Origin of the sequence: Xanthomonas fragariae, from assembly GCF_900183975.1 — a bacterium.
In the GTDB taxonomy this organism is placed as follows: domain Bacteria; phylum Pseudomonadota; class Gammaproteobacteria; order Xanthomonadales; family Xanthomonadaceae; genus Xanthomonas; species Xanthomonas fragariae.
This window is the reverse complement of the sequence record NZ_LT853882.1, coordinates 3,436,906-3,461,141: the sequence shown is the minus strand read 5'-3', so window position 1 is coordinate 3,461,141 and position 24,236 is coordinate 3,436,906. Positions and strand designations below refer to the sequence as shown.

At 63.3% G+C, this 24,236-nt stretch carries 21 protein-coding genes; 17 read left to right on the top strand and 4 right to left on the bottom strand.

Annotated features, from left to right (window positions below):
- Positions 1-214: 214 nt before the first annotated feature.
- The 3 genes from PD885_RS16130 to PD885_RS16120 are packed head-to-tail and all read right to left on the bottom strand — an operon-like array spanning position 215 to position 1,585.
- Positions 215-532 (bottom strand): CcdB family protein, encoded by a 318-nt coding sequence (locus PD885_RS16130; RefSeq protein WP_002812394.1) that lies wholly within the window; start codon positions 530-532, stop codon positions 215-217.
- The gene (locus PD885_RS16125) at positions 529-780 is read right to left on the bottom strand and encodes a type II toxin-antitoxin system CcdA family antitoxin (protein ID WP_002812393.1); all 252 of its coding nucleotides are present in this window, start codon (positions 778-780) and stop codon (positions 529-531) included. Before PD885_RS16125 ends, PD885_RS16130 begins: the two co-directional genes overlap by 4 nt.
- A 37-nt stretch (positions 781-817) precedes the next feature.
- Positions 818-1,585: an NRDE family protein gene (locus PD885_RS16120; RefSeq protein WP_002812392.1), complete on the bottom strand. Its 768-nt coding sequence runs from the start codon at positions 1,583-1,585 to the stop codon at positions 818-820.
- Between the two features lie 290 nt (positions 1,586-1,875).
- On the opposite strand from PD885_RS16120, the gene mraZ reads away from it, so the two are divergent.
- The 15 genes from mraZ (at position 1,876) to lpxC (ending at position 19,670) form a co-directional block, all read left to right on the top strand.
- Positions 1,876-2,358: a division/cell wall cluster transcriptional repressor MraZ gene (mraZ, locus tag PD885_RS16115; protein ID WP_087946506.1), complete on the top strand. Its 483-nt coding sequence runs from the start codon at positions 1,876-1,878 to the stop codon at positions 2,356-2,358.
- Between the two features lie 14 nt (positions 2,359-2,372).
- Positions 2,373-3,416, top strand: a complete 1,044-nt coding sequence (gene rsmH / locus PD885_RS16110) for a 16S rRNA (cytosine(1402)-N(4))-methyltransferase RsmH (protein WP_040762956.1) — start codon at positions 2,373-2,375, stop codon at positions 3,414-3,416.
- Positions 3,413-3,676 (top strand): cell division protein FtsL, encoded by a 264-nt coding sequence (ftsL, locus tag PD885_RS16105; RefSeq protein ID WP_002812389.1) that lies wholly within the window; start codon positions 3,413-3,415, stop codon positions 3,674-3,676. Before rsmH ends, ftsL begins: the two co-directional genes overlap by 4 nt.
- Before the next feature lie 67 nt (positions 3,677-3,743).
- The gene (locus tag PD885_RS16100) at positions 3,744-5,612 is read left to right on the top strand and encodes a peptidoglycan D,D-transpeptidase FtsI family protein (protein WP_002812388.1); all 1,869 of its coding nucleotides are present in this window, start codon (positions 3,744-3,746) and stop codon (positions 5,610-5,612) included.
- An 8-nt stretch (positions 5,613-5,620) separates the two neighbouring features.
- Complete coding sequence (locus PD885_RS16095; protein WP_172404528.1) at positions 5,621-7,096, top strand: UDP-N-acetylmuramoyl-L-alanyl-D-glutamate--2,6-diaminopimelate ligase; 1,476 nt, start codon at positions 5,621-5,623, stop codon at positions 7,094-7,096.
- The gene (locus PD885_RS16090) at positions 7,093-8,616 is read left to right on the top strand and encodes a UDP-N-acetylmuramoyl-tripeptide--D-alanyl-D-alanine ligase (protein ID WP_088056989.1); all 1,524 of its coding nucleotides are present in this window, start codon (positions 7,093-7,095) and stop codon (positions 8,614-8,616) included. The genes PD885_RS16095 and PD885_RS16090 overlap by 4 nt, the downstream gene beginning before the upstream one ends.
- Positions 8,606-9,691 (top strand): phospho-N-acetylmuramoyl-pentapeptide-transferase, encoded by a 1,086-nt coding sequence (gene mraY, locus PD885_RS16085; protein WP_002812385.1) that lies wholly within the window; start codon positions 8,606-8,608, stop codon positions 9,689-9,691. The genes PD885_RS16090 and mraY overlap by 11 nt, the downstream gene beginning before the upstream one ends.
- Positions 9,691-11,055 (top strand): putative lipid II flippase FtsW, encoded by a 1,365-nt coding sequence (gene ftsW, locus PD885_RS16080; protein ID WP_002812384.1) that lies wholly within the window; start codon positions 9,691-9,693, stop codon positions 11,053-11,055. Before mraY ends, ftsW begins: the two co-directional genes overlap by 1 nt.
- Entirely contained in the window at positions 11,052-12,329 is a 1,278-nt protein-coding gene (murG, locus tag PD885_RS16075; RefSeq protein ID WP_040762955.1) for an undecaprenyldiphospho-muramoylpentapeptide beta-N-acetylglucosaminyltransferase, read from the top strand. The genes ftsW and murG overlap by 4 nt, the downstream gene beginning before the upstream one ends.
- Positions 12,326-13,759, top strand: a complete 1,434-nt coding sequence (gene murC / locus PD885_RS16070; protein ID WP_002812377.1) for a UDP-N-acetylmuramate--L-alanine ligase — start codon at positions 12,326-12,328, stop codon at positions 13,757-13,759. Before murG ends, murC begins: the two co-directional genes overlap by 4 nt.
- A gap of 128 nt (positions 13,760-13,887) precedes the next feature.
- Entirely contained in the window at positions 13,888-14,811 is a 924-nt protein-coding gene (locus tag PD885_RS16065; RefSeq protein WP_040762962.1) for a D-alanine--D-alanine ligase, read from the top strand.
- Between the two features lie 124 nt (positions 14,812-14,935).
- Complete coding sequence (locus PD885_RS16060) at positions 14,936-15,772, top strand: cell division protein FtsQ/DivIB (protein ID WP_002812373.1); 837 nt, start codon at positions 14,936-14,938, stop codon at positions 15,770-15,772.
- The gene (gene ftsA, locus PD885_RS16055; RefSeq protein ID WP_002812371.1) at positions 15,769-17,004 is read left to right on the top strand and encodes a cell division protein FtsA; all 1,236 of its coding nucleotides are present in this window, start codon (positions 15,769-15,771) and stop codon (positions 17,002-17,004) included. Before PD885_RS16060 ends, ftsA begins: the two co-directional genes overlap by 4 nt.
- Positions 17,005-17,282: 278 nt before the next feature.
- Positions 17,283-18,527, top strand: coding sequence for a cell division protein FtsZ (ftsZ, locus tag PD885_RS16050; protein ID WP_002812370.1), 1,245 nt, complete (start codon positions 17,283-17,285; stop codon positions 18,525-18,527).
- A 231-nt stretch (positions 18,528-18,758) separates the two neighbouring features.
- A complete protein-coding gene (gene lpxC / locus PD885_RS16045) occupies positions 18,759-19,670 on the top strand; it encodes a UDP-3-O-acyl-N-acetylglucosamine deacetylase (RefSeq protein ID WP_002812368.1) in 912 nt (303 codons plus the stop codon).
- A gap of 186 nt (positions 19,671-19,856) precedes the next feature.
- Here the strand turns inward: lpxC and PD885_RS16040 are convergent, their stop codons facing one another.
- Entirely contained in the window at positions 19,857-20,303 is a 447-nt protein-coding gene (locus tag PD885_RS16040) for a DciA family protein (RefSeq protein ID WP_002812360.1), read from the bottom strand.
- Here PD885_RS16040 and PD885_RS16035 point away from each other — a divergent pair, their 5' ends adjacent.
- Both PD885_RS16035 and secA read left to right on the top strand, forming a co-directional pair.
- Entirely contained in the window at positions 20,304-21,248 is a 945-nt protein-coding gene (locus PD885_RS16035) for a M23 family metallopeptidase (RefSeq protein ID WP_002812359.1), read from the top strand.
- 156 nt (positions 21,249-21,404) lie between these two features.
- On the top strand, positions 21,405-24,143 hold the full coding sequence (gene secA / locus PD885_RS16030; protein ID WP_002812356.1) for a preprotein translocase subunit SecA: 2,739 nt from the start codon (positions 21,405-21,407) through the stop codon (positions 24,141-24,143).
- Positions 24,144-24,236 lie beyond the last annotated feature (93 nt).

Genomic DNA, 24,236 nt, shown 5'->3' with positions numbered 1-24,236 from the left:
CGCTGCGTACCGCCGGTGGCGGTAAAAAACGCGGGTCCCGCTCCGGGCATGCCAGAACCCCGCGGCTGTCGCCGCCCCCCTTGACTTAAGAGGGCTTGCACTTGGGTGCATTGCTGGAGCGTTGGGTTGGTCGCGATCCCTGCGATTTAGGGTTGCTTGGATCTTTGTTGCTTGGCTTGGGCTTTGCACTAGCAGCTGCGGCAGCGTTTGGCACTTATCCGAACGAGCGGGTGAATAGCTCGTCCAGGGCGTCGATGATGCGTTGGCCCTGGTCTTTCAGGGTGCCGGCGGGTTTGCTGAGTACTGCCAGTGGCACTGAGGTCATTTCCAGGGGTTGCAGGATGAGGCTGCTGCCGGCCACGGTAAGTTCGGGAGTGAAGCGGGACGGAGTTGGAGAGTGGTTGGACTTTCGGACCAGGGGCACGACGACGCGGCGAGGGGAGGGGTCGAAGATCTTCGACTGGACCACGACCACATAAGGAATGTTCTTGTTCTGGCCGACTTTCGCGTAGACATCGAACTGGTCGGTCATAGCGTGGAAAACTCGTCAGCGAAGGAGCCGTGCGCTTCGGTGAAGGCCTTCCATTCGCTCGCGGCGCGCTGCAGCTCCATCGCTCTGGCGCTGTGGCTGTCGCGCTCCTTGGTGACGTATTCGGCCAGCAGCTCCTCGACCTTTGCCGACAGGTTGCCGGTCATCGCTCGGGCCTGCGCGGCCAAGTCCGAGTTGATGGTCGGATTGAGCGGCTTCTTTTGCGCAGAGCTATCGTAATAGCGGGTCATCGCGAACTCCCGGATTCATGCGCATGAATCCGGGTTGTCAATGTGCGCCTGAGATCTCCAGCCGGGTTTCGCCCTGGAACACCCCATTTGGGCCGAAGCGGCGCTCGTGGATTAGACCGTGACCTTGATGGTCCACCGCGATGAGGGTGCTGGCGCGGGTGCCGTAGTTGGTGCCTTTGATGAAAGCGGCGGCAAGCAGGCGTTCGGAGGACAGGTCTATGCCGGTGTGCGGTAGCTGTGCGTCGGGTGCGGTGGCCGGGTTGCCCAGGGCAGTCCACAGCGGTTGCAGGTCGCCGCTGTCCGCAGCGCACCAGTCGCGCAGAACCATGGTCAGTGCAGCGGTCTTGGGCCAGTGCGCATCCAGCGGACCGTTGGACATGCCGTGGATGCCCGGAGCCAACATGCGTGCCAATGGCGGGTGGTTACTGAGGTGTTCGCAACGTTGGTCGTCGCATAGCAGTAGATTGAATGGTGGGAACTCATCTGCGGCGGTCGCCAGATCATGTGCGTAAGCCCTCGCATCCAGACTGCCGGCCAGGTAGTCGGCGATCAGATGTCCGCGCGAGCGGCCGGAGGCGGTGGCGAGCGGGTCGCGCACGTTGGTCACCACTGCGGCGCGGCCGTCGCTGCCCAGGCCCACCCAGCTTCCGCCCGAGCGTAGGTCGCGGCCGGCCAGCACGCTGTCGGCCGGTGCTGCCCAGCGCGCAAGCGGCGCGGCCGGGCGCCCGTGAAGTTCGTCGCGGTTGCCCGCCAGCAGCAAACGCCAGCGCGGGTGGGCTTTCCAGGCGAGAGCGACTAGGCACATGGCATCGATTGTCGCCGGTTTGCGCAATTGGAGGCATGCAACTGGCGCAAAGGGAAGTGAGACAACGGTCCAGCTTACATGGCCTTCACGCCCCTGAATTTCTGTTCAATCTCAAAATCTGAGACGAAACAGCAACTTGTGGATAACCTTTGAACAAGTCTCTAAAGAGTGCTGCAACTCATTGATGCAGCTGGCGATTTGCGACCTTGAAAACTGTTGACAAGCTTTGACGCACTGCTAAGGTGGGCAAAGGAGGGAAAACCAGGTGTTTTGTGGTTTTTCGTGGTTCAATGGTTCTCCCAAGCGAGTATTCGAGGCCGCATTCGGTGTTTCAGGGCGAGACTGCCATCACAGTGGACGACAAGGGGCGGATGGCGGTGCCAACCGCGTACCGCGACCTCGTCACGCGTGTCAGCGGCAATCGCCTGGTCCTCACCTACAACCCGTTCGAAGCCGGATGCCTGTGGCTGTATGCGGAAAAAGAGTGGGAGCGGGTGCGCGACGATGTGATGTCCAAGCCCAACACCCAGCGCGTGGTCCGCGCGCTGCAGCAGAAATTGGTAGGTTCTTCGGCCGTACTCGAGCTGGACGCCAATGGCCGTCTGAGCATTCCGGCCAGCCACCGCAACGCGGTTGGCATCGAGAAAAAAGCCGTGCTGCTCGGCATGGGCGACAAATTCGAACTGTGGAGCGAGCAGGCACATCGCGCACTGATCCAGCAGACATTGTCTGACGGGGATCTGGGCGATGAATTGCTCGATCTCAGGTTGTGAGCCGGGGTGCCCGGATGCGCGGTGAAGCGCAGCCCGGTCACCCGGTGTCGCAGCCGCCGGCGGCTCATGTGCCGGTGCTGTACACGCAGGTTCTGGATGGCCTGCAAGTGACCGAAAATGGAACCTATCTCGATGGCACGTTCGGGCGTGGCGGACACGCTCGTGGCGTGCTGCAACACCTTGGCCCGGGAGGTCGACTGCTGGTGATGGACAAGGACCCTGAAGCGATCGCGGTGGCCGAACAGTCGTTCGGTGGCGATGCGCGCGTGTCTATCCATCGCGGCAGTTTTGCCGGCCTCGGCCAGGTGGTCGCCGCCGCAACCCTTGATGGCATCCTGCTGGATCTGGGCGTGTCCTCGCCGCAGTTGGATGTGGCCGGTCGCGGTTTCAGTTTCGGCAAGGACGGCCCGCTGGATATGCGCATGGACCCGGACGCCGGGCAGAGCGCGGCCGAGTGGTTGGCGCATGCCACCGACCGCGAGATCGCCGATGTGCTGTGGACCTATGGCGAAGAACGCCAGAGCCGCCGCATTGCGCGCGCCATCGTGGCGCGGCGTGCCGACCAGCCGCTGCTGCGCACCGCGCAGCTGGCCGACCTGATCGCCTCGGTGATGCCGCGCGGCGACAGCAAGACCCACCCGGCCACGCGCAGCTTCCAGGCGATCCGCATCTACATCAACCGCGAGCTAGACGATCTGGAAGACGGTCTGGACGCCGCCCTGGGCGCGCTCAAGCCGGGCGGTCGTCTGGCGGTGATCAGCTTCCACTCGTTGGAAGACCGTATCGTCAAACAATTCATAGCCCGCTACGCCAAGGCGCCGCCCAGCAACCGCCGCCTGCCCGAAGCGCACCCTTTCGTGCCGACGCTGCAACTGGTCAGCGGCGCCATCAAAGCCGACTTCGACGAACTGAGCGTCAACCCACGCGCCCGCAGCGCGGTGCTGAGGGTGGCCGAGAAGCTGGGATTCGGGACTTGGGATTCGGGATTGGAAGAGCGCTCCAAGCCAATCCCCAATCCCAACTCTGCAATTCCGGCGTCTCAAGGAGACGCACGATGAGCCGTCTGCTGCTCATCGTGCTGCTCGCCTGCAGCATCGCCTCGGCGATCGGTGTCGTGTACATGCGTCACATGCATCGCAAGCTGTTCGTGCAGTTGTCCAAGCTCGAGCACACGCGTGATGAGTTGAATATCGAATTCGGCCGGCTGCAGCTGGAGCAGGCCACCTGGGCGGAAAGCAATCGGGTCGATCAGGTCGCACGTGTGCGCATCGGGATGAAGTTCCCCGAGACCAACGACATCGTGGTGGTGCGTCCATGACAAAGCGGCAGGACAGCCGTTTTGCACGGCGAAGCCGCCCGCAGGGTGGCGCACAAGAAGGTGCGCCATGAAAGCCGGCCGCAACCGCCCCCGCAGCAACTTCAACCTGCGCGGTCGCCTGACCCTGGTTGGCATCGTGCTGGGTCTGTGCTCGGTGACGTTGATCGGCCGCGCGGCCTTCGTGCAGCTGGTCAATCGTGATTTCTATCAGCGTCAGGGCGAAGCGCGCTATCTGCGCGAACTGCCGATCGCCACCTCGCGCGGCATGATCACCGACCGCAACGGCGAGCCGCTGGCAGTGTCCACGCCGGTGGAGTCGATCTGGGTCAATCCGCAGGAACTGCTGCGCAACCCGGACCGTATTGCCGAGCTGGCCAAGGCGCTCGGCCAACCGCTGGACGAGTTGAACGCCAAGCTGGCGCAGAAGGCCGGCAAGGAATTCATGTACCTGCAGCGCCGGATCAACCCGGATAAGGCGCATGCAATTGTCGATTTAAAGATTCCTGGCGTGTTCTCGCAACGCGAGTTCCGTCGTTTCTATCCGCAAGGCGAGGCGATGGCCCATGTGCTGGGCTTCACCAACATCGACGACCGCGGCCAGGAAGGCCTGGAGCTTGCCTTCGACGAATGGCTGCGCGGCAAGCCGGGTTCCAAGAAGGTGGTGCGCGATGCGCGCGGCGCGATCGTGGAGAGCGTGGATCTGGTGCGTCCGGCGCAACCGGGCAAGGACCTGACGCTGAGCATCGACCGTCGCATCCAGTTCCTGGCCTATAAGGAACTGCGTAACGCGCTGGTCGAGAACAACGCCGCTGGCGGTTCGATGGTGGTGATGGATGTGGCCACCGGCGAAGTGCTGGCGATGGTCAATCTGCCGACCTACAACTCCAACGCGGTTACCGGTATCAACCCGTCGGCGCGCCGCAATCGCGCGGTCACCGATCTGGTCGAGCCGGGTTCGACGATGAAGCCGCTCACGGTGGCCACAGCATTGACCGCGGGCGTGGTGACCAAGGACACCATCATCGACACCAACCCCGGCTACATGGCCGTAGGGCGTTTCACCATTCGCGATGTGCCGCACAACAACGGCGTGCTTAACGTCACCGGCGTGATCACCCGCAGCTCGAACATCGGCGCGGCCAAGATCGCGGCCAAGGTGCCGGATCAGACCTTCTATCAGTCGATCCGCAATTTCGGTTACGGCACGGCACCGCACAGCGGGTTCCCTGGCGAATCGACCGGTGTTGTGCTGCAGCCGGCCCGTTGGAGCGGCCCGTCCAAGACCACGATGTCCTACGGCTATGGCCTGTCGGTGACGCCACTGCAAATTGCGCAGGCGTACGCCACCCTGGGCAACGGCGGCAAGCTGACCCCGCCGACCTTCGTACGCGGCCAGCACAACGAAACCCGCCAGGTGGTCACGCCGGAAGTGGCACGCCAAGTCATCGACATGATGGAAACCGTGGTCACTCAGGGCGGCGCCAAGGGCGCGGCGATTTTGGGCTATCACGTGGCCGGCAAGACCGGTACCGCGCGCAAGAATGGCGCCAACGGCTACGAGCGCGGGCATTACAACGCGCTGTTCGCCGGCCTGGTGCCGGCAACGCGTCCGCGGCTTGCCACCGTCATCGTGATCAACGATCCGCAGGGCAAGGTGTATTACGGCGGCCTGGTGTCGGCGCCGGTGTTCCATCGGGTGATGGAAGGCGCCTTGCGGCTGATGGACGTACCGCCGGATGACATCCAGTCGTGGCTGGCCGCGCAGGCCGCCGGCAAGACCGGGCAGCCGGTCGTCAAGCCGCAGCCGGTCGATCTGGACCCGGCGCTGGTACCGGACCCGGTGGACGAAGTGTCTGCCGGTATTCCGACCGCCGCCGCACCGCCTGCCATGTCGGCGCCGGCTCAGCCGGCACCGCCGCGGGAGAGCCGCCAGTGAGCCGCTCCATGCCGCTGTCGCAGCTGCTGCCCGAGGTGACGCTTGCGCATGACGTGCAGGTGTCCGGCCTGGTGATGGACAGCCGTGCGGTAAGTCCGGGCGATGCCTTCGTGGCGATCGCCGGCTTCGGTGCGCACGGTTTGGACTTCGTCGAGCAGGCGCGCGTCAACGGTGCAGCTGTGGTGTTGTTCGAACCGCCAGCGCCCGCTGATCTGCCGGCACCGGCCGATGCGATCGCAGTGCCTGGCTTGCGCGCCCGCCTTGGCGTGATGGCCAATCGGTTCCACGGTCAGCCTTCGCATGCAATGCGCATGGTTGGCGTGACCGGTACCAACGGCAAGACCTCCACCGTGCAGTTGCTGGCGCAGGCGTTGACGCTGCTCGGCACTCCCACCGGCACTCTTGGCACCTTGGGTGTCGGTCTGTATGGCACCGCCGTGCCGACCGGTTTCACCACGCCGCTGGTGCTGCAGACGCATGCGCTATTGGCGCAGTTGCGCGATGAAGGCGCGCAGGCCGTGGCGATGGAAGTGAGTTCGCACGCGCTCGACCAGGGCCGCGTCGATGCGGTGCAGTTCGATGTGGCGGTATTCACCAATCTCACCCGCGATCACTTCGATTACCACGGCGACATGGCGCAGTACGGCGCGGCCAAGGCCAAGCTGTTCACGCGCGCTGGATTGAAGGCCGCGGTGGTGAATCTGGACGATGCATTCGGCCGCAGCCTATTCGCTTCGCTCGACCCCGCGCTGCGTGTGATCGGTGTGAGTTCGCGCGCGCACGCCGATGCCGCGGTGCGTGCGCAGGCGCTGCAACTGGACCATAACGGCATCAATTTCGCGCTGCACATCGACGGCCACGTGCACCCGGTGCACTCGCCGTTGCTGGGTCGCTTCAACGTGGACAACGTGCTGGCCGTAGCCGGCGTGTTGTATACGCTGGACGTTGCGCCGCCGCAGATTGCCGAGGTGCTGGGCCAGCTGCAGCCGATCCACGGCCGCATGAATCGGCTCGGTGGCGCGCATGGCGCACCGCTGGTAGTGGTCGATTACGCACACACGCCCGATGCGCTGGAGCAAGCGCTGACCAGCTTGCGCTCGCATGCGCAGGGCAAGGTGATCTGCGTGTTCGGTTGCGGCGGCGAACGCGATACCGGCAAGCGTCCGCAGATGGCGGCGATCGCCGAGATCAATGCCGATGTGGCGATCGTCACCGACGACAACCCGCGTTGCGAAGATGGCGAGGTGATCGTGGCCGACATCCTGCGTGGCTTTGCTCGCCCGGATGCCGCCATCGTGCAGCGCGATCGCGCTGCCGCGATCCATCAGGCCATCGGCATGGCCGGCGCGTCCGACATCGTGTTGATTGCAGGTAAAGGCCACGAGCCGTATCAGGAAGTCGCCGGTGTGCGGCATGCCTTCGACGACGCCTTGGTGGCAGCGCAGGCGTTGTTGCCACGCAGCGTGCTGGAGATGCGCGCATGAAGCTCACTCCATTGTCGTTGATTGCCCACTGGGCAGGTGGCGAACTGCACGGCGACGACGCGATGATCGACGCGGTCGGCAACGACACGCGTACGCTCGCCAACGGCAGCCTGTACGTTGCGTTGCGCGGTGAGCGCTTCGATGGGCACGATTTTGCCGCAGACGCGGTTGCGCGCGGTGCCAGCGGTTTGCTGGTGGAACGCCTGCTGCCGGCGTTGAGCGTGCCGCAGGTACTGGCGGAAAATTCCGAGCTTGCCCTGGCGCGCATCGCCACCGGCATGCAGCGCGATCGCGCCACGCGGGTGATCGCGCTGACCGGTTCCAACGGCAAGACCAGCGTCAAGGCATTGCTGTTGTCGATCCTGCAGGAAGCCGGGCGTATCGACGGCACCACCGTGTACGCCACGCCGGGCAACCGCAATAACGAGATTGGTCTGCCGCTGGCGGTGATCGCTGCGCCGGACGACGCGGATTTTGCGATCTACGAAATGGGTGCCGGCAAGCCGGGCGATATCGCCTATCTCACCGAGATCGCGCAGCCGCACGTCGCGCTGGTCAACAATATCGCCCCCGCACACCTGGAGCGCCTGGGCAGCCTGCTCGGCGTTGCCCGCACCAAGGGCGCCATTTACACCGCTCTGCCGGCCGATGGCGTGGCGGTGATCAACGCCGACGATGCCTTCGGTGCATGGTTCGAGCAGCAATTGCATGCGCAGTCGGTGCAGGGCCGCCGCGTGTTGCGCTACGGCTTGCAGGCCAGTGCCGACATCACCGCACGTCAGCTGCGGCTGCATGCAGGCCGTGCACAGTTCACGCTGGTGACCCCGCAAGGTGACGCGTACATCGCGCTGCCGTTGCCGGGTCGCCACAACGTGCTCAATGCGCTGGCTGCCGCCGGGTTGGCGTTGGGCGCGGGCATCGCATTGCCGGCGATTGCTGCCGGCCTGGCGCAGGCGCGCCCTGTGGCCGGTCGGCAGATCGCTCACACCTTACCGAGCGGCGCGGTGTTGATCGACGACAGCTATAACGCCAATCCCGGTTCGCTGGATGCTGCCATCGACACCCTGGCTGCTGCGCCGGGCGAAGGTTGGCTCGTGCTCGGCGACATGCGCGAACTCGGCCCGGAGGGTTCGGCGTTGCATGCCGCCGCCGGGCGTCGCGCACGCGCGGCCAAGCTGCAGCGCCTGTACGCGTTGGGCGAGCTCAGTGCCGCCGCCGCGCAGGCGTTCGGCGATGGCGGCCGCGTGTTCGCCACCCATGCCGCGCTGGTCGCCGCGCTGCAGGCGGATCTGGCTGAAGTCGGAACCGGGAACCAGGGACCAGGGACCAGGGAAGAGCAAACACGAATGTTGGAAAACACGCAGGAACACGCATTGATTCACGATCAGCAGCAATCCTCGGAAGCCATCCCGGGTCCAGGCTCCCCGACGATTCTCGTGAAAGGCTCCCGTGGCAGTGCCATGGACCGCATCGTCGCCGCGTTGCTCGCACCGGCAGAGGACGCATCCCATGCTGCTTGAGTTGGCACGCTGGCTACAGCAACTGGAAAGCCTGTTCAGGCTGTTCAACTATCTGACCTTCCGCGGCATCCTCGCAGCGCTGACGTCGCTGTTTCTGTCGTTGTGGATGGGCCCGGCGGTGATCCGCAAGCTTGGCCAGTTCAAGGGCGGCCAGCCGATCCGCCAGGACGGCCCGCAGTCGCATTTTTCCAAGGCCGGCACACCGACCATGGGAGGCTCGCTGATCCTGCTGACGGTGACCTTGTCGGTGCTGCTGTGGGGCGACCTGCGTAACCGTTATGTGTGGTTGGTGCTGGCGGTGATGATCTGCTTCGGTGCGATCGGCTGGTACGACGACTGGATCAAGATCGTGCGGCGCGATCCAAACGGGCTGAAGTCGCGCTGGAAATATCTGCTGCAGTCGGTCTTAGGTCTGGCTGCCGGTCTGTTTCTTTATTACACCGCTGACGTGCCGGCGGCGATCACCTTCTACATTCCGATGTTCAAGTCGATCGCGCTGCCGTTGGCCGGCGTGAGCTTTGTGGTGATCGCCTACTTCTGGATCGTCGGCTTTTCCAACGCGGTGAACCTGACCGATGGCCTGGATGGTCTGGCGATCATGCCGACCGTGCTGGTGGCCTGCGCGCTGGGCGTGTTCGCTTACGCCTCGGGCAACGTGGTGTTTGCCGACTACCTGAAAATCCCGCTGATTCCAGGGGCCGGCGAGCTGATCATCATCTGCTCTGCGATCGCCGGGGCAGGTCTGGGTTTTCTGTGGTTCAACACCTATCCGGCAATGGTGTTCATGGGCGACATCGGCGCGCTGTCGTTGGGTGCGGTGCTGGGCACCATTGCAGTGATCGTGCGCCAGGAAATGGTGCTGGTAATCATGGGTGGCGTGTTCGTGATCGAAACGCTGTCGGTGATGATCCAGGTCGCCAGCTTCAAGCTGACCGGCAAGCGCGTGTTCCGGATGGCGCCGATCCATCACCACTTCGAACTCAAGGGCTGGCCGGAGCCGCGCGTGATCGTGCGCTTTTGGATCATTTCAGTGGTGCTGGTGCTGATCGGCCTCGCCACGCTGAAGGTGCGCTGATGAACGACATGTCCCGCCAAGCGACGCGACTGGACGCCATCGGCGGCCGCTACGACCCGTGGCTGCTCGGGGCCGCGGCTACGCTCGCCTCGCTGGGCGTGGTGATGGTTGCGTCCAGCTCGATCGAGCTGTCCGAGAACCCATTTTATTATCTGACGCGTCATCTGCTGTTCCTGGGCATCGGCATTGGCCTGGCGTTCTGGGCGATGCGCACCGAGCTCAAGACCATCGAGCAATACAACCAGTTGTTGTTGCTGGCGTGCTTCGGCTTGCTGATGGTGGTGTTCGTGCCAGGCCTGGGCAGCAGCGTCAACGGCGCCAAGCGCTGGATTAATCTGGGGGTGTCGAAATTCCAGACGGTGGAAGCGGTCAAGGTGCTCTACATCGTGTGGCTGTCCAGCTATCTGGTGCGCTTTCGCGATGAGGTCAACGCAACCTGGCCGGCGATGCTCAAGCCGCTGGGTGTGGCGATCGCGCTGGTCGGCCTGTTGCTGATGCAGCCGGACTTCGGCTCGTCGACGTTATTGCTGGCGATCACCGCAGGCATGTTGGTGCTGGGTGGGGTGAATCTGCCGCGTATGTCGATGCCGATCGTGTTCGGTCTGCCAGTGTTCGCCTTCATCGCAATCCTGGAGCCGTACCGCCTGCGCCGCATCACCTCGTTCCTGGATCCGTGGGCCGATCAGCTGGGCTCCGGTTATCAGTTGTCGAATGCCTTGATGGCGGTGGGGCGTGGCCAGTGGACCGGCGTGGGCCTGGGCGCGTCGGTGCAGAAGCTCAACTACCTGCCCGAAGCGCATACCGACTTCATCTTTTCAGTGATTGCCGAAGAGCTGGGGTTTGTCGGCGTGTGCGGGGTGGTTTCGCTGTATGCATTGCTGGTCGGCCGCGCGTTCTGGTTGGGCATGAGCTGCGTGGAAATGAAGCGTCACTTCTCCGGCTACATCGCTTTTGGTATCGGTCTGTGGATCAGCCTGCAGAGCTTCGTTTCAGTGGGCGTGAATCTGGGCATCTTGCCGACCAAGGGCCTGACCCTGCCGCTGATTTCCTCCGGCGGTTCGTCGGTGCTGATGACGTGCCTAGCGATGGGTCTGTTGCTGCGCGTGTCCTACGAAATGGATCGTGCCGAGCGCTTGCGCAGCAAGTTGTCGCCGCAGGGTGCAGGCGCACCGTCGGCTGAGCTGGCCAAGCCGATGGTCGATTCTGTGCCGCCGACTTCTGCGCCAGCGCACAAGCCGCAGCGCGACACCGTTGCTGCCGCCGCACCGGTCGCACCGGTGTCGGTTGCGCCGGCATCGACCATCTTGCGCGGCACCAGCCGGATGCAGCCGCGTGTGGAACCGACGTTCGGGAGGATTGCATGAGCGTTGGTGGGTATGCGAATGCCTCACAGGCGTGCGCGCAGTCTGCTGTGGTTCGGCCAGTGATGATTCTTGCTGGCGGAACCGGTGGGCATATCTTCCCGGGTCTTGCGGTGGCCAAGGTGCTGCGTGCGCGTGGCGTGCCGGTGACCTGGTTGGGTGCCGACGGCGCAATGGAAACCCGTCTGGTGCCGCAGCACGACGTTCAACTCGACACGCTGGCCATCACCGGCCTGCGTGGCAAGGGTATCGTGAAGTTACTCGGCGCGCCGGTGCGGGTGATGCGCGCAGTGCGCGCCGCCGGCTTTGTGTTGCGCAAGCGTCAGCCGCGTGCGGTGATCAGCTTCGGTGGCTTTGCGGCCGGCCCGGGTGGGCTGGCTGCACGTCTGCTCGGCGTGCCGTTGCTGGTGCACGAACAAAATCGCGCACCCGGCATGACCAATAAGGTGTTGTCACGTTTCGCACGCCGCGTGTTGACCGGTTTTCCTGGCAGCTTTGCTGGCGAAGAGGCGGTGGGCAATCCTGTGCGTGCAGAAATCGCCGCGCTTCCTGCACCGGCCGCGCGTCTGGTCGGCCGCGATGGCCCCGTGCGTGTGCTGGTGCTCGGTGGCAGCCAGGGCGCACGCGCATTGAATCAAGCTGTGCCGGCGGCGTTGGCGGCACTCGGCCGCCCTGACGTTGAAGTGCGTCACCAGTGCGGTGAAAAGCTGCGTGCCGAAGCCGAAGCTTCGTATGCGCAGGCTGGAGTCAATGCCAGCGTCGAACCCTTCATCGCCGACATGGCGGCCGCCTACGAATGGGCCGATCTGGTCGTTTGCCGCGCTGGCGCATCCACTCTGGCCGAGCTGTGCGCCGCCGGCATCGGCAGCGTGCTGGTGCCCTTCGCCGCCGCTGTCGACGACCACCAGACCCGCAATGCCGAGTACTTGGTCGGTGCCGATGCCGCCGTCCTGCTCAAACAGGACGACACCCTGGCCGAGCGTCTGCAGCAGGTTCTGCAGACCCTGCTTACCGGTCCCGCCCGCCGCCTGTCGATGGCAAACGCCGCCCGCACCCTGGCCAAACCGGATGCCGCCGAACACATCGCCGACATCATTCTTCAAGAGGCCGGAAGTGGAGATTCGGGATTGGGGATTGGTAAAGCGCAACAGCACAAGCAGGACAGCATGCAGAAATCCGTAAATGGCGAATTTTCGGTGCGATCGATCGCCGCCGTTGCCAGCAATCCCCAATCCCAAATTTGCAATCTTGGCGCCTTCACCGGAGATGCCCTGTGATGCGCCGTCTGCAAGACAGTGGAGATCTGGTACGTGCGTTTCCGCGCGTGCATTTCGTTGGCATCGGCGGCACCGGCATGAGTGGCATCGCCGAGGTGATGCTGACGCTGGGCTATGAAGTCTCTGGTTCCGACAACGCCGACAACGTGGCGACACGGCGCTTGGCCAAGCTGGGTGCACGGGTGATGCGCGGGCATTCGGCGGCCAATGTGCTTGGCGCCGATTGCGTGGTGGTGTCCAGCGCGATCCGCGAAGACAATCCCGAGCTGATGGAAGCGCGCAGCCAGCGCATTCCGATCATGCCGCGCGCGGCGATGCTGGCTGAGTTGATGCGCTTCCGTCGCGGTATCGCGGTGGCCGGCACGCATGGCAAGACCACCACCACCAGTTTGGCTGCGGCCGTACTGAGCGAAGGCGGTCTGGATCCGACCTTCGTCATCGGTGGGCAGCTGCTGGCAGCCGGTGCCAACGCCAAGCTCGGTGGTGGCCAGTGGTTGGTTGCCGAGGCCGACGAGAGCGATGGCAGCTTTCTGCGCCTCAATCCGTTGATGGCGGTAATCACCAACATCGATTCGGATCACCTGGAAAACTACGGCAACGACTTTGCCCGTGTGCAGGCCGCATTCGCCGAATTCCTGCAGCGTCTGCCGTTCTACGGCCTTGCACTGCTGTGCATCGATGATCCGGAAGTGGCCGCATTGGCCGGCAAGACCCCGCGTCACGTGATGAGCTATGGCATGAGCGAAAACGCCGACGTGCGCGCCGAAGATGTGGTGCAGGACGGCCCGCGTATGCGTTTCAACCTACGTTTGCCCGAAGGCACCACCACACCGGTGACGTTGGCACTGCCGGGCCGTCACAACGTGCTCAACGCACTGGCTGCTGCCGCGATCGGCTGGCAGCTGGGCGTGGCACCGGAAACCATTGCGCGTGCGCTGGAGAACTTCGCCGGCATCGGCCGCCGCTTCAACGATCTGGGCGAAGTCACCACCAGTACCGGTGCACGTGTGCGTGTGGTCGACGATTACGGCCACCATCCGCGCGAGCTCGAAGCCGTGTTCGCCGCCGCTCGCGGTGGCTGGCCCGACAAACGTCTGATAGTGGCGTTCCAGCCGCATCGCTATAGCCGTACCCGCGATCAGTTCGATGCCTTCGCCGCAGTGCTGAGCACCGTCGATGCGCTGGTGCTGAGCGAGGTCTATCCGGCCGGCGAAGCGCCGATTCCCGGCGCCGATTCGCGCGCACTGGCGCGCGCCATCCGTGCGCGCGGTCGCAGCGAACCGGTGGTCGTGAGCCAGATTGGAGGTCTAGCCGAAGTGTTGCCCGACGTCCTGCAAGACGGCGATCTGTTGCTGATGATGGGTGCAGGCGATATCGGTTACGTGGCTCAGCACATCATCAATAATGGCTTTACCGGAGAGTCGGCATGAGCGTGAGCTCTGGCGGGACCGGGAACCGAGGGCCGCGGACAGGCAAGGCGCAAGCCGAGTCGGCACCGCGGTCGGCTGTTCCCGGTCCCCGGTCCCCGGTCCCCGATCCCGCGTCTTTTCGGGCATCCATCCCGGCCGCTTTCGGCCGTGTGGCCGTGCTGCTCGGTGGCACTTCGTCCGAGCGCGAGGTGTCGCTGAATTCCGGCAGCAATGTGCTGGAGGCACTGCTCGCGCGCGGTGTCGATGCACAGCCGGTCGACGGTATTCCGGCCTTGGCGCAGGCTTTGGTGGAGCAGCGTTTCGATCGCGTTTTCAACGTGCTGCACGGGCATAACGGCGGCGGCGAAGACGGCATCGTGCAAGGCCTGATGGAAGCCTTCAAGGTGCCGTATACCGGCTCCAACGTGCTCGGTTCTGCGTTGAGCATGGACAAGATCCGCACCAAGCAGGTGTGGTTGTCGTTGGGCCTGTCCACGCCGCGTTATGCGCGTCTGGCAGCTGGTGCAAGCGCCAATGAAATTCATGCGGCCGCACAACAGATCGGCTTGCCGGTGATCGTCAAGCCGGCCAACGAAGGCTCCAGCGTCGGCATCAGCCGCGTGTTCGACCAAGCCCAGCTCGAAGAAGCCGTGGTGCTGGCTGCGCGCTACGACGGCGCGTTGCTGATGGAGCAGCTGATCGAAGGCGACGAACTCACCGTGGCGGTGCTCGGCGACACCGCGTTGCCGTCGATCCGCATCGTGCCCAAGGGCCAGTGGTACGACTACAACGCCAAGTACGTGGCCGACGACACCCAGTATCTGTGCCCGGGCCTGGAAGGCGATGCCGAAGTGCAGATCCGCCAACTTGCACTGGATGCCTTCCGCGCCGCCGGCGCCCGCGGCTGGGGCCGCGTAGATGTGATGCGTGACCGCAGTAGCGGCCAGCTATATCTGCTTGAAGTGAATACCGCCCCCGGCATGACCAGCCACTCGCTGGTGCCCAAGGCAGCCCGCCAGCTCGGCATCGATTTCGAAGAACTGGTCTGGCGCGTATTGGAGCAGACGCTGTGATACAGGGATTGGTGATTTGCAACTGGGGTTTAGTCGACGGCGGCGCCGCACGCGTCGCTGCGCTTGCTGCTGCCGTTGCGAATCACCGATCCCAAATCGCTCAACCGGCACGCGGAGTGCGCTCATGAACGCCACCTTGCGCATTCTTGCCTGGTTGATCGCGGTGACGTTGGTCGCGTTGCCGGTGGTGGCTGTGCTCAATGGCTGGGTCGGTGCCGAGCGCTGGCCGTTGGCGAGGTTGCGGGTGTCCGGCGATTTCAAGCGGGTACCGGCCGAAGAGTTGCGAGCGGTGGTGCTGCCGTATGCGCGTTCGGGCTTTTTTGCGGTGAAGTTGCAGGAGGCGCAGGACGCCATCGGGCGCTTGCCGTGGGTGGAAAGTGCGCAGGTGCGCAAGCGCTGGCCGGACGTGCTGGAGGTGCATGTCACCGAGTACGAGCCGTTCGCGCGCTGGGGCACCGATCGCATGTTGTCCGAGCAAGGGCAGCTGTTCCGCACTCCGCCATTGTTGAAGGATTTCAAGTTACCGCAACTCGGTGGCCCGGACAGCAAGACCCAGGAAGTGGTGGCGCTATACAACGAATCGCGCGCGTTGTTCGCGCCAACTGGCTTGAATGTGGAACGTCTGGAAATGGACGCGCGCGGAAGCTGGTCGTTGGGTTTGAGTAACGGCGTACAGATCGTGATCGGTCGCGACGATGCGCGCGCACGCTTGCAACGGTTCGCACGCGTGCTGCCGCAGCTAGCTGACCCGCAGCGCCCGATTGCGCGTGCCGACCTGCGCTACACAAACGGTTTCACGGTCGAACGAAGAATGGAGAATGGGGAATCGGGAATGGATAAAAAGCCTAAACCCGCGTCGCCTGCCGCGCATCACAAACTAGTGCTGAATTCTCCGAGTAACCGTGCACTGTTTCTGACCATTCCCCATTCGCTATTTCCTATTCCCGGCTTTAAGACATGAACCGCAAAGGCGACAAATCCCTCATCGTTGGACTGGACATAGGCACCTCCAAGGTCGTCGCGCTGGTCGGCGAGTACTCGCCCGGCAATCCGATCGAAGTGATCGGCATCGGTTCGCACGAATCGCGCGGCCTCAAGCGCGGCGTCGTGGTGGATATCGAATCCACCGTACAGTCGATTCAGCGCGCGGTGGAAGAGGCCGAGCTGATGGCCGGCTGCGAAATCCGTTCGGTCTACGCCTCAATTTCCGGTAACCATGTGCAGTGCAAGAACTCGCCGGGCATCGTGCCGATCCGCGATGGCGAGGTGACCTGGAGCGATCTGGAACGCGTGTTGGATGCGGCCAAGGCCGTGGCCATTCCTGCCGACCAGCGCATCCTGCACGCGATTCCGCGCGAATATGTCCTGGACGATTCGCAGGAAGGCATCCGCAATCCGGTCGGCATGACCGGTGTGCGTCTTGAGGTGCACGCGCACTTGGTGGTGTGCGCGCAATCGGCTGCGGCCAACATTACCAAGTGTGTGCAAAAGTGCGGTTTGCAGGTCGACGACCTGGTGCTGTCGTCGCTGGCATCTTCAGTAGCGGTATTGACTGCCGACGAGCGCGAGCTAGGCGTGGTGCTGGTGGATATCGGCGCCGGCACCACCGACCTGGCAGTCTATGTGCAAGGGGCGATCTGCCACACCGCATCCTTGCCGATCGCGGGTGACCATGTCACCAACGACATCGCGCACATGCTGCGCACGCCAACCCCGGAAGCCGAGCAGATCAAGGTGCGTTACGCCTGCGCGCTGGCGCAGCTGGCCACCGCCGAAGAAAGCATCCAGGTGCCGTCGGTCGGCGATCGCCCGCCGCGTCGCATGCCACGGCACGCGCTCGCGCAGGCCGTGCAGGGTCGCTACGAAGAAATTTTCGAAATGGTGCAGGCCGAACTGCGCCGCTCCGGTTTCGAAGAAATGGTGCGCGCCGGCATGGTGCTCACCGGTGGCGCCTCGAAGATGGAAGGCGTGGTGGAGCTGGCCGAAGAAATGTTGCAGATGCCGGTGCGCGTGGGCATTCCGCAGCACGTCACCGGTTTGGGTGAAGTCGTCGGCAACCCGGTACACGCCTCCGGCGTGGGCCTGTTGTTGATGGGCAGTCAAATTGATCACCCACGCCGCCCATCGATCCCGACCGGACGTGCGGGGAGTTTGTTTAAGAAATTGAAGAACTGGTACCGCGGGGAGTTCTGAGGGCCGGGATTCGGGATTTGGCATTGGTAAGAAGCAGCAGCAAGAGCATTAGCGACAAGCGGTATGAGCGGAGAGCGGGCAGGCGATAATTTTTTGCAGGCATTCCGGTCGAGGAGTAGGTGAGGTAGATCTTGGAGCGCAGTAGCGCGTCACGGTTTGACTCCCGAGTCCCGACTTTCAAACAACAACACTCGCCGGACGGAGAGATGGGACAGGTACCGGAGTACTTCCGAACCCCCCATCCCAACTCCCGAATCCCGGCTCAAGAGGACACTGACATGGCACATTTTGAACTGATCGAAAAGATGGCTCCCAACGCGGTAATCAAGGTCGTTGGCGTGGGCGGCGGCGGTGGCAATGCCGTCGCCCACATGGTCAACACCAACGTCGATGGCGTGGAATTCATCACCGCCAATACCGACTCGCAGGCGATCAAGAACTGCGGCGCCAAGTTGCAGCTGCAGCTCGGCACCAACGTGACCAAGGGCCTGGGCGCAGGCGCGAATCCGGAAGTCGGCCGTCAGGCCGCGCTGGAAGATCGCGAACGCATCATGGACGCGCTGCAGGGTGCGGACATGGTGTTCATTACCGCCGGCATGGGCGGCGGCACCGGCACTGGTGCAGCACCGGTCGTTGCGCAGCTGGCCAAGGAGATGGGCATCCTGACCGTTGCCGTCGTCACCAAGCCGTTCCCGTTCGAAGGCCGTCGCCGGATGCAGGTCGCGCTGAAGGGCATCGAGGAACTGAGCCAGCATTGCGACTCGCTGATCACCATTCCCAACGAAAAGCTGATTACAGTGCTCGGCCGCAACGCCACCATGATCCAGGCCTTCCGCGCTGCCAACGACGTGCTGCAGGGCGCCGTACAGGGCATTGCCGATCTGATCGTGCGTCCGGGTCTGATCAATGTCGACTTTGCCGACGTGCGCACCGTGATGTCGGAAATGGGCCTGGCCATGATGGGAACCGGTTCGGCACGCGGCGACGATCGCGCGCAGGCCGCTGCCGAAGCCGCCATCCAGAACCCGCTGCTGGACGACGTCAACCTGGCCGGTGCCAACGGCATCCTGGTCAACATCACCGCCGGCCCGGACTTCACCATGTCCGAGTTCGACGAAATCGGCCGCACCATCGAAGCGTTTGCCTCGGAAGATGCGACCGTGGTCGTCGGTACCGTGCTTGACCCGGACATGCAGGACGAAGTGCGCGTCACCGTCGTGGCCACTGGCTTGAACCGTGCGGTTGCACGTCAGACCCAGCGTTCGGACCAACGCGCGCCGATCAAGTTGGTGCGCAACGCCACCACCGGCCAGCCAGAGTTCGGCGATTTCGAGACCAGCGGCGGCGATGCAGTGTCCAAGGCGGTCGGCGGCAGCATGGGTCTGGGCTTGCGTCGTCCGAGCAGTGACTCGGTCGGCAGCAGCGACAGCAATGGCAGCGGCAGCGGCTCCACTCTGCCGGCTGCAGACCTGCCCAACGACTACCTGGACATCCCGGCGTTCCTGCGCCGCCAGGCCGACTAAGGGCGGCGGCTACGCCGCCACGGTGGCACAGCCCGTTCTGCCCCGACGTTCGCTTCGGGGTCACAATGCAATGTCGTTTTCTGCCGGATCGTTCGCGATCCGGCAGCTTTTGCAGTGGAATGACCAGGCATGACAGTTTCCATCACGCGTAACTTGTTAAGATTCGGATAATTTCAACGGATTAGGCGGCCGGTTCAGCGTCTGTCTGCATCGTTCATCCAGACTTCGCATATGACCCAGCAACGCACTCTCAAAAACACCATTCGCGCCACCGGCGTCGGCCTGCACAGCGGCGACAAGGTGTATATGACGCTACGACCGGCTCCGGTCGATCATGGCGTGGTGTTCCGGCGTGTGGATCTGGAACCGGTCGTCGAAGTCCCCGCCAATGCCGAGCTGGTCACTGAAACCACGCTGTGTACCGGCTTGACCTGCAACGGCGCCAAGATCCAGACCGTCGAACATCTGATGTCCGCGCTGGCCGGTCTGGGTGTCGACAATGTCATCGTCGAACTGTCCTCGGCCGAGTTGCCGATCATGGATGGTTCGTCCGGCCCGTTCGTGTTCCTGCTGCAGTCGGCAGGCATCGTCGAGCAGCACAAGGCCAAGCGCTTCATCCGCATCAAGCAGAAGGTAGAAGTGCGCGAAGGCGACAAGATGGCGCGCTTCGAGCCGTACGAGGGCTACAAGCTCGGTTTCACCATCGAATTCAATCACCCGATGATCCCTGCCAAGCAGTCGCGCCAGGAAATCGAGTTTTCCACCTCGGCTTACGTCAAGGAAATCTCGCGCGCTCGCACCTTCGGCTTCATGCGCGACCTTGAGTACATGCGCGAACGCAATCTGGGCCTGGGCGGCTCGATGGACAACGCCATCGTGCTGGACGAGTTCCGCGTGCTCAACGAGGACGGCCTGCGTTACACCAACGAATTTGTGCGCCACAAGATCCTGGACGCCATCGGCGACCTGTATCTGGCCGGCGGCGCCATCCTTGGCGCCTACGAAGGCTTCAAATCCGGCCATGCACTCAACAACAAGCTGGTGCGTGCGCTGCTCGCCGATCAGGCCGCCTGGGAATGGGTCAGCTTCTCGGAAGGCACCGAGCAACCGCCGGTGACCTACGCCAGTCCTGTCTACGCCTGAGGTCAGGAAATGCCGCAGGCGGCGTTGGAAGTGCGACCTCCGTGGGATCTCCGGCTCATTATTAACGTTTATTTAAGATCTCCCTAACTCCTGCGGGCCCTATGCCCGCTAGGATGCGTCGGGCTATCTGTGGTCTTCGCAATCTCTTCATGCACTGGTGGCCGCTTCGGAAGAGCGGCGAGGACCCTACTGCTTGGTCGGTACGACGTCCTGCAAGGAAGCCAATGCGTCGCGCAAGCCTTTGTGCGTCGCCTCGGACACGGGTTGTGAACGCTCGCGGTTCTGCTGCGTTGGGGAATGCAGTGCGGTAGTTGTGGTCTTGACGGTCACTGCTGTGGCCTTCAGTCCGATGGATCGGGCGGCATCAAGGATTTGGGTCTCGGCAAGCCGCAACCTGGCATGCCAGACCGGTGAATCAACTAAAAAAACGAGTTGTTCGCCTCGGACATTGGCCAACCGGCAACGGGTGGACAAATGGGGCGGTAACACGGGGCGCAACTGCCGGTCCAGCGCATCGAGCCACAAGGCACGGCGCAAGGGGTCGCCAGCCTTTTCCCCCAACGCGGCCTCGATGGCCTGCTTTGGAGTGGAAGCGGTGCGTGCGTTGGACTTGGGCTTGGACATAACACTCATATGGCGTTGAAGAAAGTTGTAATCAAATCTCGCGAGACCCGGGTGCAGCGTGTGGCCCGGAAGTTCCAGGGCTTCGCTGCGGATCGACCAATGATAGTGCTCGGCGCAGTATTGGGTCTGGGCATGTTGATCGGCGTCGGTGCGAGCACCGCCACCGGCATGATGACCAATTCCACGCTGAAGGCCAAGGTCGCCCAGCAGCAGGCCGAGCTTGCACAGGTGCAGCGCGCCTCGCAGGCACAGGTCAACGCATTGGCCGCCCGCCTGGGCGAGCTGCAGGCGCAGGCCACCCGCCTCAATGCATTGGGCGAGCGGCTAACCGAAATGGGCAAGTTGAAGGACGGCGAGTTCGACTTCGACGAGCCGGTCGGCGTCGGTGGCGGCACTGAGCCGGTCAGCGACATGCCGATCGAATCACTCAAGGAGACGCTAGGGCAAGTCGAACAAAAGTTTTCCGCCTCCGGCCAGCAATTGAACGTGCTTGCCTCGCTGATGTTCGATCATCAGCTCGAACAGAATTCGGTGCCCTCGCGGATGCCGATTCGCAATACCTACATCACCTCGGGCTTCGGCGGCCGCGCCGATCCGTTCGATGGTGGCTCGGGCTTTCATAAAGGTGTGGACTTCCACGCCAACGTGGGCGACCCGGTGATGTCGGTCGCCGATGGTGTGGTCAGCTACGCTGGCGTGCGCGGCGGCTATGGCAACGTGGTCGAAGTGGACCACGGCAACGGTTACGTGACTCGCTACGCGCACAACTCGCGGCTGGTGGTGAAGGTGGGCGATCTGGTGCGCGCAGGCCAGCAAGTCGCCAAGGCTGGCTCCAGTGGCCGTTCCACTGGCGCGCACGTGCATTTCGAGGTTTGGGCGGACGGGCGTGTGGTCAATCCGCGCAAGTTCCTGGGTGATACCAACACGCCGGTAGGGCGTCGAGGGCGCGGTTGACGCAGGCGTGGGCGGTGCTTGATTCGTGAAGGCCCGCCCCAAGCTACAATAGGGCGTTGCCATCGACAGGGCGCAGTGCGCCCTGTTTTGTTTACGGCGGTCGGGTCTGTGGGGACCGGCGTCGGTCAAACCGTTCCTTTTCAACCGGTTTCTTCAATGATCAACAGTCTGCTTACCCGTGTCTTTGGCAGTCGTAACGAACGCCAGCTGCGCCAGCTCGACCGCCTTGTCATCCAGATCAATGCACTGGAGCCGACGACCGAGAAGCTTTCCGATGCCGAGCTGCAAGCCAAGACCCCGGAATTCAAGCAGCGGCTTGCCGCCGGCGAGCCACTGGACAAGATGCTTCCCGAGGCGTTTGCAGTGTGCCGCGAGGCTAGCCGGCGCGTGCTCGGCATGCGCCACTACGACGTGCAACTGATCGGCGGCATGGTGCTGCATCTGGGCAAGATCGCCGAGATGCGCACCGGTGAAGGCAAGACCCTGGTGGCCACGCTGCCGGTGTACCTCAACGCGCTGCAGGGCGAGGGCGTGCACGTGGTCACGGTGAACGATTATCTGGCGCGCCGCGATGCCGCGCAGATGGGCAAGTTGTACAACTGGTTGGGCCTGAGCGTGGGCGTGGTGTATCCAGGCATGCCGCATAGCGACAAGCGCGAAGCCTACGGCAGCGATATCACCTACGGTACCAACAACGAGTTCGGCTTCGATTACCTGCGCGACAACATGGCGCTGTCGCGGGCCGACCGTTACCAACGCAATCTGCATTACGCGATCGTCGACGAAGTCGACTCGATCCTGATCGATGAAGCACGCACCCCGCTGATCATTTCCGGCCCGGCCGACGAATCGCCGGAGCTGTACATCCGCGTCAACCGCATCGTGCCGCAGCTGACCAAGCAGGAAAGCGAAGAAGGCGAGGGCGATTACTGGATCGACGAAAAGGGCAAGCAGGTGCATCTGTCCGAGGCGGGCATGGGACACGCCGAAGAACTGCTGATGCAGGCCGGCATCCTCGAAAATGCCGAAGACGGCCTGTACGCCGCGCAGAACCTGAGCGTGGTGCATCACCTCAATGCCGCGCTGCGTGCGCATGCGATCTATCAGCGCGATGTGGACTACATCGTGCGCGATGGTGAAGTGGTGATCGTCGACGAATTCACCGGCCGTACGCTTTCCGGGCGCCGCTGGTCCGACGGCCTGCATCAGGCGGTCGAGGCGAAGGAAGGCGTGCCGGTGCAGCGCGAGAATCAGACGCTGGCCAGCATCACCTTCCAGAACCTGTTCCGCATGTACAAAAAGCTGTCCGGCATGACTGGTACGGCCGACACCGAAGCCTACGAATTCCAGAGCATCTATGGCCTGGAAGTAGTGGTGATTCCGACCAACCGCCCGACCGTGCGCAAGGACCATCCGGATCAGGTGTTCCTCAATCGCAAGGGCAAGTTCAACGCGGTGCTGGCCGACATCGAAGACTGCGCCAAGCGCGGCCAGCCGGTGCTGGTGGGTACCACCTCGATCGAGACCTCGGAGATGTTGTCCGAGCATCTGCGCAAGGCCGGCGTGAAGCACGAAGTGCTCAACGCCAAGCAGCACGAGCGCGAAGCCACGATCGTGGCCAACGCCGGCCAGCCGGGCGCAGTCACCATCGCCACCAACATGGCCGGTCGCGGTACCGACATCGTGCTGGGCGGTTCGCTGGAAACCGAGCTACATGGCATAGGCGAGGACATCAGCGACGCGCAGCGCTCTGCTGCAAAGGCTGAATGGCAGCGTCGTCACGATGCGGTCAAGGCGGCTGGTGGCCTGCACATCATCGGCACCGAGCGGCATGAGTCGCGTCGTATCGACAACCAGCTGCGCGGCCGTGCCGGGCGTCAGGGTGACCCGGGTTCGTCGCGCTTCTATCTGTCGCTGGAAGACAATCTGATGCGCATCTTCGCCTCGGACTGGGTGCAGAAGGCGATGCGCATGATGGGTATGAAGGAGGACGACGTCATCGAAGATCGCCTGGTCAGCCGGCAGATCGAAAAAGCGCAGCGCAAGGTAGAAGCGCACAACTTCGACATCCGTAAGAACTTGCTGGACTTCGACGACGTCAACAACGATCAGCGCAAGGCGATCTACGCCCAGCGCGACGAATTGCTGGATGCAGAATCGATCAAGGACAACGTCGATGGCATCCGTGGAGATGTGATTTACGACCTGGTTGCGCGTTTCGTGCCGCCCAATTCGGTGGACGAGCAGTGGGACCTCAAGGGCCTGGAAGCCACGCTGGAATCCGAGTTGGGCATGTCGCTTGCGCTGAGCGAGATGGCACACACGCAGGAAGAACTGGACGCCGAGCAGATGACGGCCAAGGTGCAGGCGGCGGTGGATGCGCACTTTGCCGAGAAGGAAGCGGCGGTGGGCAACGACACCATGCGCTCGCTCGAAAAGCACGTGATGCTGACAATGCTCGACCAGGGCTGGAAAGAGCATCTGGCCAAAATGGATTACCTGCGTCAGGGCATTTATCTGCGCGGGTATGCGCAGAAGCAGCCCAAGCAGGAATACAAGAAGGAGGCGTTCGAGCTGTTCTCCGAGATGCTGGAGAACGTCAAGCGCGAAGTGATCAACTTGCTGGCGCGCGTGCGTATCCGCAGCGAAGAAGAAGTGGCCGAGCTGGAAGAGCAGGAGCGTCTTCAGGCGCAAGCGCGCTTGATGGCCTCGCAGTTCCAGCACCAGGATGTCGGCGGCTACGCTGCCGACGAGGAAGTAGAGCAGATGCAGGGCGGCAAAGCGCCGGTGCCGGTGTCGCAGGTCATCCGCGATGAGCCCAAGGTCGGCCGCAACGATCCTTGCCCCTGCGGCAGCGGTAAGAAGTACAAGCACTGCCACGGTCAACTGAGCTGAGCTGAGCTGAGTCAAGTCGACCGTGGAGCAGCCCAGCCTTGCTGGGTGCACGGTCTTTGCCTTTGGTCCCCGCGCCTTTTCGCGCCCCCTTAC